General features: G+C 69.4%; 9 protein-coding genes. 7 read left to right on the top strand and 2 right to left on the bottom strand.

The window, feature by feature from the left end; all coding sequences use genetic code 11:
- From VFU06_10875 to VFU06_10865, 3 genes are all read left to right on the top strand, one after another.
- Positions 1–550: YceI family protein (locus VFU06_10875; GenBank protein HEU5209887.1), on the top strand; the 550-nt coding region annotated here is incomplete at its 5' end.
- 256 nt (positions 551–806) lie between these two features.
- Entirely contained in the window at positions 807–1,259 is a 453-nt protein-coding gene (locus tag VFU06_10870; protein ID HEU5209886.1) for an SRPBCC family protein, read from the top strand.
- Between the two features lie 24 nt (positions 1,260–1,283).
- Complete coding sequence (locus VFU06_10865) at positions 1,284–1,880, top strand: hypothetical protein (protein ID HEU5209885.1); 597 nt, start codon at positions 1,284–1,286, stop codon at positions 1,878–1,880.
- A 76-nt stretch (positions 1,881–1,956) separates the two neighbouring features.
- On the opposite strand, the gene VFU06_10860 is transcribed toward VFU06_10865, so the two are convergent.
- Positions 1,957–3,735 (bottom strand): diguanylate cyclase, encoded by a 1,779-nt coding sequence (locus VFU06_10860; GenBank protein HEU5209884.1) that lies wholly within the window; start codon positions 3,733–3,735, stop codon positions 1,957–1,959.
- 223 nt (positions 3,736–3,958) lie between these two features.
- Between VFU06_10860 and VFU06_10855 the strand changes: the two genes are divergently transcribed.
- From VFU06_10855 to VFU06_10840, 4 genes are all read left to right on the top strand, one after another.
- Entirely contained in the window at positions 3,959–4,324 is a 366-nt protein-coding gene (locus tag VFU06_10855) for a phage holin family protein (protein ID HEU5209883.1), read from the top strand.
- An 85-nt stretch (positions 4,325–4,409) separates the two neighbouring features.
- On the top strand, positions 4,410–7,739 hold the full coding sequence (locus tag VFU06_10850) for an amidohydrolase family protein (protein ID HEU5209882.1): 3,330 nt from the start codon (positions 4,410–4,412) through the stop codon (positions 7,737–7,739).
- Positions 7,740–7,761: 22 nt separating this feature from the next.
- On the top strand, positions 7,762–8,130 hold the full coding sequence (locus VFU06_10845) for a TfoX/Sxy family protein (GenBank protein HEU5209881.1): 369 nt from the start codon (positions 7,762–7,764) through the stop codon (positions 8,128–8,130).
- 35 nt (positions 8,131–8,165) lie between these two features.
- Positions 8,166–8,393 carry an amphi-Trp domain-containing protein gene (locus VFU06_10840; GenBank protein HEU5209880.1) on the top strand — a complete coding sequence of 76 codons (228 nt, stop codon included), beginning with the start codon at positions 8,166–8,168 and terminating at the stop codon, positions 8,391–8,393.
- Position 8,394: 1 nt separating this feature from the next.
- Here the strand turns inward: VFU06_10840 and VFU06_10835 are convergent, their stop codons facing one another.
- Complete coding sequence (locus VFU06_10835; GenBank protein HEU5209879.1) at positions 8,395–11,337, bottom strand: BTAD domain-containing putative transcriptional regulator; 2,943 nt, start codon at positions 11,335–11,337, stop codon at positions 8,395–8,397.
- Between the last annotated feature and the right edge of the window lie 15 nt (positions 11,338–11,352).

Here is an 11,352-nt window from a genome sequence, read left to right as displayed (position 1 = left end):
CATGAGCCAGGCGACACACGACACCGCGACCAGCACGTGGACCATCGATCCGGCGCACACCGCCGTGGAATTTTCCGTGCGGCACCTGATGATCACCACGGTCAAGGGACGGTTCGGCACCGTGAGCGGGACGCTGGTGCTGGACGAGTCGAGCATCGAGCGCTCGAAGGTGGAGGTCGAGATCGACGTGAACTCGATCGATACCCGCGAGGACAAGCGGGATGCGCACCTGCGCTCGGCGGACTTCTTCGACGTGGAGAACCACCCGAAGCTTACGTTCGTCAGCCGCCGCGTCGAGCGTTCGGGTGACGGCGTGAAGATGACGGGCGATCTCACGATCCGCGGTACGACGAAGGAGATCACGCTCGATGTCGAGGACCTCGGCCGCGCCAGAGACCCGTGGGGCGGCGACCGTGCCGCGTTCACCGCGACCGGCAAGCTGAACCGCAACGAGTACGGCCTGAAGTGGAACCAGGCCCTCGAGACCGGCGGCGTGATGGTGAGCGACGAGGTCAAGCTGACCATCGACGCCCAGTTCGTGCGCTCCTGAAGACGCCATGTGAGCCCGGCCCCGCCGGGCTCACGCCGCCCCCTCCCGCCGTTCAGATCATCCAGACAGCTCTGCCCCCCAGCCTCACTCGCACCTGCCCTGGCGCGGGCGCGTGCGCGCCTACTCATGCCCGACGCAGTTCCCGCTGTCGTGCGCAACTCTTGACGCCAACGCCGTGCCGGGGGATCGTATGGCACCTCGAAGGGGAGGGCGCCATGAGCGTGCGCGGACAGACCCCGGTAACGGCCAGCCGGACATGAGCACCTATCGTTTCGAGCGGCGCCAGGTGGTCTCACGGCCGCTGGAGGAGGCGTTCGCGTTCTACGAGGAGCCGCGGAACCTCTGCCGCATCACGCCACCATGGCTGCAGTTCCGGATGATGGCGGGCGAGGCGGTCTCGATGCGGCGCGGGCTGAGGATTCACTACCGGATCCGGCCGCTGGGGGTGCCGCAGCGATGGACGTCGGAGATCACGGAGTACGACCCGCCGTACCGGTTCGTGGACCAGCAGGTGCGCGGCCCGTACCGGAGCTGGCGTCATGTGCACGAGTTTCGGCCGGTAGGTGACGCAACGGAGATCGTGGACGTCGTAGAGTACGAAATGCCGTTCGGATGGCTCGGCCGGATCGCACATGCAATGATCGTCGGCCGACAACTGCGCAGCATCTTCGACTATCGCCAGCGCGTGGTCGCAGAGCTGATGCGCTGACACGACTCTCAAGGGAAGAAATCAATGCTGAAGAGGCTGCTGATCGTTGGAGCACTGCTCGTACTGCCGGCATCGGCCCATGCACAGATCGCGTGGGACACGCCGCTGCTGGTAGCGCCGCGCGACATGCCCGGCTTCGGAATCTTCGTTGCCGACGTCTATGGCGGCGACCTCGGCCTGATCGGCACGTGGCGCGCACCGCAGTGGAACTTCGGTCTGCGCGCGGGCATCGCCGAGGCGCATGACGAGGACGTCGGTGTGCTGCTCGGCCTGGACTTCGAGGGCGGGATCACGCGCTCGAGCAACGAGTTCCCGCTGGATGTCGACTGGATCGTGGGTGCCGGCATCGGCGTGTCCGACGGTGCGGCGCTGAGCGTTCCGCTCGGGCTGATCGCCGGCCACACGTTCCGTGCGGAGGGCGCGCTCTTCACGCCGTACGTATCCCCGCGCGTGGTGCTCGACCTGCTCTTCGGCGGCGACGGCCCGGAGGATGACACCGACGCGGATCTCGACCTGGCGGTCGACCTGGGCCTCGACCTGCGGCTGTCCCAGGACTTCATGATCCGTTTCGGCGGTACGCTGGGTGACCGCGAGGGCGTCGCGATCGGCGTCGTCTTCTAGCAGCGCGCATCGAAGCACGAAGCGGGTGCGGCGATCCGGCCGCACCCGCTTCTTTTTTCTCCTGCGACAGCGTCGCTCAGTCGGCTCCGCTCGTTTCGTCGGACGTCGCGGCTGCTCGCTCGTCTGCAAGTGGGGACATCGTGCCCGCGAGACCCTCGACCCGGCTGCCGTAGCCGTGCACGGGCTGCAGCATCAGGGTGAGTCGCTGTGTCGTGCCATTGACGATGAAGCGCACCTCCCGTCGCACCTCGGTCCGTGCGCCGCTCAGCACCTCGTCGATCTCGTGCAGGACCTCGTCCCGGTGATCCTCGTGGATGTAGTCCGCGAGGGGCTTGCCGACTGCACCGGCCGCGGCCGGGCCCAGCAGCCGGGTCCAGGCGGCATTTACGAACGTGATGCGCACGGTCCGGTCCGTACGGATGACGATGTCCCTGAGCGCCTGCGCCGCTGCGCGAAAGCGCGCTTCGCTTTCCTCCAGCGCAGCGCGGCCTTCGCGCTCACGCGCGCGCACCTCCTCGCGCAGCTGCCGCGCGTTGAGCGCGACGTCCACCATCCGCTGTCGCTCGAGCACCAGCTCGCGCAGGTTCGCGTTCAGCAGGCCGGCGGGCATGTGGTCATGCCAGTACCCGTCGACGCGCGTGCCCAGCACGTCCGGGTCGATCGGTGCGACGGGATCGAGGATGCCGAGCAGCCGCGTCGTGGGATAGCGCTCGCGCACGGAACGCACGAGATCGCGTCCGCCAGGCGTCGTGACGTCGATGGCCACGACGTCGTATTCGCTGGTCAGCGGGAACAGGCCGTCCAGCACGTCCTCATGCACGCTGAAGCCGAGCTGCTCGAGCTGGCCCACCATGCGGCGCCTGCGGGACTCGTCCTGCATCAGCACGCACGCCGTACGCACGCGACGTCCGTCCTCCTCGCCGGCGCCTGCATCGGCATGGCCGGCACGTGCGCGCGCGATCGCGTCCGCGATCGACTGTGCGCCACGCAGCTCGTCGAGCGAGCGGCCGTGGATGCGCACGCGGTCGCCGCCCGCTTCGCGCGCCTCCTGGAGTGCCTGCTCCGCCCGCCGGATGAGGTCCTGCGCGTCGTCGACGTCGTGCCGGTACGCCGCGATGCCGGCACTGACGTTCGGCAGCGGGTAGGGGCCTGCCGCGCCGCGCAGCTTCTCCTGCGTGCGGCCGGCAAAGATCAATGCCCCCTCCTCGTCCGCGCCGCCGAGGATGCAGAGAAAGGAATCGCCCCGCCATCTCGCGGCGAGGTTCATGCGCCGGGTGTTGGCGCGCAGCAGGGTCGCGAATGCGCGCAGCACGCCATCGCCGGCGCCGCGGCCGTGCTGCAGGTTGTAGCGCTCGAAATCGTCGAAGTCGAAAAGCACGACGGAGAGTGGCCGGCCACGCACGGCGGCCGCGAACTCGCGCTCCAGGAACAGCTCGGCGTGCAGGTGGTTGGGCAGGGCGGTGAGCGCGTCGAGCAGTGCTGACGCGGCCTCGGTCTCGCGGGCCCGGTCGCGATGCATGCGCTCGGCGAAGATGCCGATGGCGAAGGTGATCGCGAGGTAGAAGACGATCACGCCCGGCAGCATGTCCGGCAGGCCGCGTCCCAGCGCGGCCGTGACCGCATACGTCACGGAGAGGGTGGCCATCCCGAGCGCGAGCGCGGTCGCCACGCCACGCCAGCCGCGCTGGTACGCGAGCAGGAACGCCGGGACCAGGGCGAGCAGCCAGAGAAGCGCCTCGTACTGCCGTGCGCCGTCCGGAAACGCGAATGCGCCGATCACCGGCACCAGCAGCGCGGCCAGCGACAGCAGCAGGGCGCGCGTCTGCATGTTCGGGAGCGGTCGCACGACGACCATGGATCGCCTCGGCTCGGAGTCGGACGTTACGTGCGCGGGCGCGCCGCGCTGGCAGGTCACCTGTCGGCCAGACGAGGCAAGGTAGGGCCTCCGTCGTCGGCGCGGCAAGCAGAAGCGGGCCGGCCGGCGCAACGCTGCAGGACGAACGGCGTCGCATGCTGCTCACCCCCGTCCTGACGGACGAGCGACTTGCCACGCAGGCGCCGGCGCGCCATGCTGCAGCATGAGCTTCCTCCTCCGGCTGGTCGCCACCGCTGCCGCGCTCTGGGTCGCGGTCTACCTCGTGCCCGGCATCTCGCACGAGGGCCCGCTCTGGCACCTGCTCGGTGTGGCGCTGCTGTTCGGCATCGTGAACGCGATCGTCCGGCCCATCCTGCTCATGCTCACCTGCCCGCTGGTGCTGCTCACGCTCGGCCTCTTCATCTTCGTGCTCAATGCGCTGATGCTGTGGCTTACCAGCGCACTCGCGACCGAGCTGGGCCTCGCCTTCCACGTGGACGGGTTCATCCCCGCGCTCGTCGGCTCCCTCATCGTCAGCATCGTCAGCATCGTGCTCAACGTCTTCATCGGCGACGGCGAGACGGACTGATCCTGCGCGGGAGTCGCGCGCCCGCCGCCGATGTCGTACCTTGCCGCCACACACCACAACACGAACCAACCGACCTGGACCGTCCATGACGAGACACCATGGCCGCAGCGGACTGCTGGTCGTCGCCCTGTCCGCCCTCTGCGCAGCCACCGTGCAGGCGCAGGACCAGCAGCCGGAGCCGACCTCACGCAGCAGCTGGGACATCAGCACGCCGCGCGGCGACACTCGCCTGATCTCCTTCACGACGGACGAGGGCTCATCGCTCTCCATCGATGTCGCGCCGGACGGCTGGATCGTGTTCGACCTGCTCGGCCACGTCTGGCGTGTGCCCGCGCAGGGTGGAGCCGCGGAGTCGCTCACACAGAACAGCGGCGTCGCACTCAACTACCATCCCGCCGTCTCGCCGGACGGCCGCACGATCGCCTTCATCTCGGATCGCACGGGACAGAACAACCTGTGGGTCATGAACGCGGACGGCAGCGACCCGCGCATCGTGCACCGCGACGACAACGCGCGCATGCTGACGCCCGCGTGGACGCCCGATGGTGAGTACATCGTCGTGAAGCGGCAGCCTGCCGGTCCCGATGCGAATCGCAACGGCGGCGGGCTCTGGATGCTGCACCGCGACGGCGGACAGGGTGTCCAGATCCTGGAGGACAACAGCGCGCACTGGCCGTCGGTCTCGAGCGATGGACGCTACGTCTATTATCACGTCCGCTCGGGTGGCGACGCGCTGGCCGGCGACTACCAGGTCCGGCGGCTGGAGCTGAAGAACGGCGATGTGACCGCCGTTACTGTCGGTCGCGCACAGGGTGCGGCCGCGGGCCGAGCCTCGAGCGGCGGCGCATTCGCGCCGGAGATCTCGCCCGACGGTCGCTGGCTCGCGTTCGGCCGGCAGCTGCCCGACGCGACTGTCTCGTTCAAGGGCCACAGCTTCGGCCCGCGCACCGCGCTCTGGCTGCGCGACCTCGAGACCGGCGCCGAGCGCATTCTGGTCGATCCCATCGAGATCGCGCACGAAAGCGGCTCCAAGAGCCTGCGCGTTCTGCCGGGCTACTCCTGGACTGCTGACGGCCGCTCGATCCTGATCTCGCAGGGTGGCCGCGTGAAGCGCGTCGACGTGGCATCGGGCGCCGTCGAGACCGTGCCGTTCGAGGCGCAGGTCGAGCGCACGATCTCGGAAATGGCATACCGCAGCTTCCGCATCGACGATGGCTCCTTCACTGCGCGCTTCCTGCGCTGGCACACCGGCTCGCCTGACGCCCGGCGCGTCGCGTTCCAGGCGATCGGCCGCATCTGGGTGCAGGACCTGCCGAACGGCACGCCCAGGCGGCTGACCTCCGAGTCGTTCGGCCGCGAGGACGCGCGCACCGGCCACGCCGGACTGCAGGAGTTCGCACCCACCTGGTCGCCCGACGGCCGCTGGATCGCGTTCACCACGTGGGACGACACCGCGGGCGGGCACATCTGGAAGGTGCGCTCCAGCGGCGGCTCGCCCGAGCGGCTCACGCGCGAGGCGGGCGAGTACGTGCACGTCGCATGGAGCCCGGATGGCCGCGACATCGTCGCCGCGCGAGGCGCCGGCGCCACGGAGCGCGGTGGGACCCTCACGCAGAACCCGTGGTGGGACGTCGTACGCATCTCCGCCGATGGCGGAGCCGTCACGCAGGTTGCCCGCGTCGCGACGCCCGTGGATGCGAACCCGTCCAATGCGGCGCGGCGCGCGATCCTGCAGCCGAGCTGGGGACCGGACAATCGCATCTTCTATCCGGCGATGCAGCGGCGCGGCAGCGACAACGTGACTGCGCTCGTCTCCGTCACGCGCGACGGGCTCGACGAGCGTACGCACCTGCTCATCCCCGATGCCGACGAGGCGGTGCCTTCACCGAACGGCCGCTGGGTCGCGTTCCAGGCCGGCGACAACGTGTACGTCAGCGCGCTGCCGTGGAACGGTACCGGCACCGACACGATGACCGTCGACAAGAAGCGCGGGCGCTTCCCGGTGAAGACGCTCAGCACGACGGGCGGGTTGTTCCCGCGCTGGCGCGACTCGGTAACGGTCGAGTTCGGCAGCGGCCAGCGCTACTACACGTACCGCGTGGACCGCGAGGTCGGCGACACGACGACGATCACGCTCAGCGTGCCGCGCCGTACACCCGAGGGCACGATCGCGCTGACGAACGCGCGTATCGTCACCCTGGGCGCGGACTCCGTCATCGAGCGCGGCACGGTCGTGGTGCAGGGCGCACGCATCGCGTGTGTCGGTGCATGCGACGTCGCCGCCGCCGACTCCGTCGTCGATCTGAGCGGCCGGACGATCGTGCCGGGCTTCATCGACATGCACGCGCATCATTACCGCGAGCACCGCGGCCACCGTCCGCTGCGCGACTACGAGGTCGCGATGTACCTGGCGTACGGCGTCACGACGAACCTCGACAACTCGATGTGGTCGCAGAACATCTTCCCGACCGCCGAGCTGATCGAGGCGGGCCGCATGATCGGTCCGCGCACGTACAGCACGGGCGACCCGCTGTACAGTGGCGACGCAGCCCGGCAGAACGAGCTGACGAGTCGTGAGCAGGCCGCCCATGACATCGACCGGCTGCAGTCGTGGGGCGCCGTGAGCCTGAAGCAGTACCAGCAGCCGAAGCGCACGCAGCGGCAGTGGGTCTCCGACGTCGCACGCGAGAAGGGGATCATGGTCACCGCGGAGAGCGGCGACATCTTCTACAACCTCTCCATGGTGATGGACGGCCAGACCGGCTTCGAGCACCCCTTCAGCGAGGTGCCGCTGTACGGCGACCTCGCGAAGTTCCTCGGCCGCGCCGGGTTCTACTACTCGCCAACCCTGGTCGTCTCGGGTCCGGGCCCGTGGAACATCGAGTACTGGTTCGCCGAATCGGACGTGTGGCGCGACGCGAAGCAGCGCCTGTGGATGCCGTGGCGCATGAACGCGGGACACCTGCGCCGCCGCACGCTGCGCCCGGATACCGACTACAGCTTCCCGTTGCTCGCGCAGGGCATGGCCGACATCATTGCCGAGGGTGGCTACGGCGCGATCGGGGGGCACGGCGAGCACCACGGGCTCGCCTCGCACTGGGAGATCTGGATGGGTGCGAGTGCGCTCGGCAACTACGGCGCTCTGGAAGTCGCGAGCCTGCACGGTGCCCGCTTCCTGGGCGCGCAGCAGGACCTGGGCTCCATCGAGGTCGGCAAGCTCGCTGACCTGCTCGTGCTCGAGCGCAACCCGCTCGAGGACATCCGCGCCACCGCGGACATCGAGCTGGTCATGAAGGGCGGCGTGCTGTACGACGGCATGACGCTGGACGAGTACTGGCCGCAGCAGCGCCCGTTCGGCGCACGGCCATGGCTCGCGGAGGACGCGCTGCGCAACGACGAGCGCCCGCTGCGCTAGCGTCACGGCAACGGAGGTCGGTATGGCGTCGGACGAGGAGTTCGTCCAGAGTGTGCACGACCAGGTACGGGGCGTCGGCGACGTCTCGTACCGGAAGATGTTCGGTGAGTACGCGGTGTACGTGGGGCAGAAGGTCGTCGCACTCGTCTGCGACAACCAGCTGTTCCTCAAGCCGACCGACGCCGCGCGTGCGCTGCTCCCCTCCGTTGCCGAAGCGCCGCCCTACCCGGGCGCGAAGCCGTACTTCGTCGTCGACGAGTACCTCGATGATCGCGAGATGATGTCGCAGCTGTTTCGCGTAACTGCGGACGCGCTGCCGGCGCCGAAGCCGAAGAAGAAGCCGAAGCCGGCGAGGGATAGGGAAGGGAAGCGTCGTCCGAAGCCCCGCTGACGCTGCCGCGAACGATCACCCGAACGAGTGACCGCATGAGCTCCAGACCCGACCGTGACCTGTCGCGCACGTACTCGCGCGCGCAGTTCGTTGCCAAGCTGCGCCGCCTGGCCGACGCCATCGAGGATGGCGGCGCATTCAGTATCCAGGTGGCCGGTGAGCGCCTGCGCGTTCCCGCTTCGGCGACGTTCAACATCGAGCACGAGCGTACTGCCGGCGTCGAGGAGCTGGAGTTCCAGCTCATCTGGAACAGCGGGCAGTAGATCAGGCGTCCAGTACGGCCGCGCTGCGGATGCGCCCGAGCAGCTCCAGCGTCTCCGGCTCCGGTGTCAGCTCGAGCGCTTCCAGCACGTGCTGCAGGCGCTCGAACGCGCGGAGCGCGTGCGCGCGCTGGCCCGTTGCGGCGAGGGTGCGCATCAGGCCACGGTGTGCGGGCTCGTGCACCGGCTCGTCCGCGATCACCCGCTCGTATTCCCGCAGCGCCTCCTCGGCACTGCCTGCGCTCTCCAGTGCGCCGGCCAGGCGGACGCCGAGATCGCAGCGCAGCCGGCGCAGCCGGTCCTGCACCTCGTCGCGCCAGGCACCTGCAGACTCTCCGGCCAGGAACGCACCCTGATACAGCGCCAGCGCATCACGCATCACCTCGATGGTGGCCTGTGATGGCTCGGTGCTGGCGAGTGCACGGCGTGCAAGCCGCTCGAAGGTCGCTGCATCGAACGCAACCGTGACGTCCGGCGCGATCCGGTACCGTTCCCCGGCCAGGACGACACGATCCGCCCGACCCAGCGCCTTGCGCAGGTGGTGCAGCGTGACATGGAAGCTGTTGCGCACCTGGCCCGGGGCCGCGTCGGGCCAGAGGGCCTGTCCGACCTCCGTGCGCGTGAGCCCTGCCGGATCGAGCAGCAGCAGGGCGAGCAATTCGCGAGGCTTGCCGTAGGTCCAGCCTTCCACCGGCTTGCCATCGACTACGACCTCGAAGGCGCCGAGCATGCGCACGCTCAGGTCGGCACCGCTGCCGAACTGCCTGGCCGTGCCAGTCTCGGGGCTCGCGTGCGTGTTGCCCTCGGGGCGCGCGCCTGCGGAAGCTTGCGGTGAAGCGGACTCACCGGCTTCGGCGAGATCAGCCCGTATGCCCTCGTAGCCGCTGCCATCCGCTTTGCCGAGCACCTGGTCGATGGCCCCGCCCGGCGGCACGGCCAGGCCCTCATCGAATGCCGGATCGTACGCATCGCCCAGCCGGTCGCGCAGCACGTCGATCAGGCGCTGCATGCGCACCTCATCGTGCGCGAAGCGGTTCGCACCGATGTGCCGCCGCATGGCCGTGGCGATACCGAGCAGGCGGGCCGCAGTGCGTGGATCCTGCTCTGCCAGGCTGTATGCGACGTAGTCGATTGCCCGGGCGACGAAAAGGAATGAGGGATCACGCTGCAGCGCGTACAGCGACTCACGCAGCAGCGGCGCGACCTCGTCGACCCGGCCGATGCCGATGAGCACGGTCGAATAGGTCTGCAGCGCGACGGCAAGCTCGCGGTCCTGCCCGAAGCGGCGAGCGATGCGCACCGCCTCTTCCATGCGGGCGCACGCCTCCTCGGCGCGACCCGCGCCGTGGAGCCCCATTCCGCCCAGCAGCAGCGCGAGCCGCAGGCCGTACGGGTCGTCGTGGGCACGGAACCACGCTTCGGCCCGCTCGGCGTACTCCACCGCGCGCGGCGAAAGCGACGCGCCCCACGTCATCGCGATGTAGTTGTTCGCGTATGCTGCGAGCCTGTCGTCGCCGGTTTCCGCCGCGATCGCCGCGGCTTCCTCGAGCAGCGGGCGGGCGGCGTCCGAGTGTGCGCGCAGGGCACCGAGTGCGCCGGCCGCAAAGAGCAGCTTGCCCCGCTCGACCGTGCGCGCCTGCGCCGCCGGAAGTGCCAGCGCGCCGGTCAGCCAGTCGTGCGCCTCGACCCAGTGGCGCGACGAGAACCAGAACCACCAGAGACTGCCGACCAGCCGCACGTGCTGCTCCGGCGTGTGCTCGCGTGTCCACGGCAGCACTTCGCGGATGTTGTCCAGCTCCGGTTCCAGCCGTGCAAACGCGGCGCGTCGTGCCGTCGTCGTGAGCGATGGCTCGACCTCGGCAACGAGTGCGCTCACCGCATCGGCCAGCCGAGCACGCACCCGCTCCGCCTCACCCGCGTCGTCCAGCTTCTGCGAGGCATACTGCCGCATCGTCTCGAGCATGTGGTAACGGGCTTCACCGTCTCGCTCGCGCACGAACAGCATCGAACGATCGGCGAGTCGTGTCACCAGGTCGAGGACGTCGCTCCTGTCGATGCCCTCGCCGGCTGCGACGTCCTCGACCATGTCGAGGGTGAACCCGCCGCGGAACACGGACAGTCGCCGCAGCACGACACGCCCCGCCTCCGGCAGCAGGTCATGGCTCCACTCGATGGCTGCGCGCAGCGTCCGGTGGCGCGGCATCGCGGTCCGGGCGCTCGACGTCAGCAGCGCGAACGCGTCGTCGAGTCGCTCATGGATCTGCCGGGGCGTCATGTGCCGCACGCGCGCGGCCGCGAGCTCGACGGCCAGCGGGATGCCGTCCAGCCGCGTGCAGATGGCACCGACGTCGGATGCATTCGAAGTCGTGAGCGCGAAGTCCGGGACGACGTCGCGCGCCCGGTCGATGAAGAGCTGCACTGCGTCCGACTGCGCGAGCGCCGCGACGGATGCGGCGGGGTCCGGCAGGTCGAGCGGCGGCACCAGCCAGGCACGCTCGCCGGTGACGCCCAGTGCCTCGCGGCTGGTCGCGAGAACGCGCAGTGATTCACAGCGCTGCAGCAGCGCATGCACGAGGTTCGCGCACGCGTCGACCACGTGCTCGCAGTTGTCGAGAACGAGAAGCAGCGGCTGGTCGCGGATCACGCCCGCGATGGTGTCGGCGGTTGCTGCTCCGCCTTCTGCCGGTGCACCCAGTGCGCGCAGCACCGCTGCAGGGAGCAGGGCCTCGTCCGACAGCGGTGCCAGCTCGACCCATGCCACGTCAGGCGCATCGGTCAGTGTCTGGACGAGCTGAAGGGCGAGCCGCGACTTGCCGCTGCCGCCCGCACCCGTGAGCGTCAGCAGGCGCGACTCGCCCGCCACTCGTCGCAACGCGTCCAGCTCGCGCTGCCGGCCGATGAAGCGTGTCAGCTCGACCGGCAGCCGACCGCTGGTGCGCTGCTCCATCCGAAAAATCTGCGG

The organism is Longimicrobiales bacterium (assembly GCA_035764935.1).
Classification (GTDB): domain Bacteria; phylum Gemmatimonadota; class Gemmatimonadetes; order Longimicrobiales; family RSA9; genus DASTYK01.
This window is presented reverse-complemented; position numbering and strand designations above follow the sequence as displayed.

Excerpts from the sequence above, each read along its gene's own strand:
- VFU06_10870 (HEU5209886.1), top strand. The coding sequence starts at position 807 with ATGAGCACCTATCGTTTCGAGCGGCGCCAGGTGGTCTCACGGCCGCTG.
- VFU06_10860 (HEU5209884.1), bottom strand. The coding sequence starts at position 3,735 with ATGGTCGTCGTGCGACCGCTCCCGAACATGCAGACGCGCGCCCTGCTG.
- VFU06_10865 (HEU5209885.1), top strand. The coding sequence starts at position 1,284 with ATGCTGAAGAGGCTGCTGATCGTTGGAGCACTGCTCGTACTGCCGGCA.
- VFU06_10850 (HEU5209882.1), top strand. The coding sequence starts at position 4,410 with ATGACGAGACACCATGGCCGCAGCGGACTGCTGGTCGTCGCCCTGTCC.
- VFU06_10855 (HEU5209883.1), top strand. The coding sequence starts at position 3,959 with ATGAGCTTCCTCCTCCGGCTGGTCGCCACCGCTGCCGCGCTCTGGGTC.
- VFU06_10835 (HEU5209879.1), bottom strand. The coding sequence starts at position 11,337 with ATGGAGCAGCGCACCAGCGGTCGGCTGCCGGTCGAGCTGACACGCTTC.
- VFU06_10840 (HEU5209880.1), top strand. The coding sequence starts at position 8,166 with ATGAGCTCCAGACCCGACCGTGACCTGTCGCGCACGTACTCGCGCGCG.
- VFU06_10845 (HEU5209881.1), top strand. The coding sequence starts at position 7,762 with ATGGCGTCGGACGAGGAGTTCGTCCAGAGTGTGCACGACCAGGTACGG.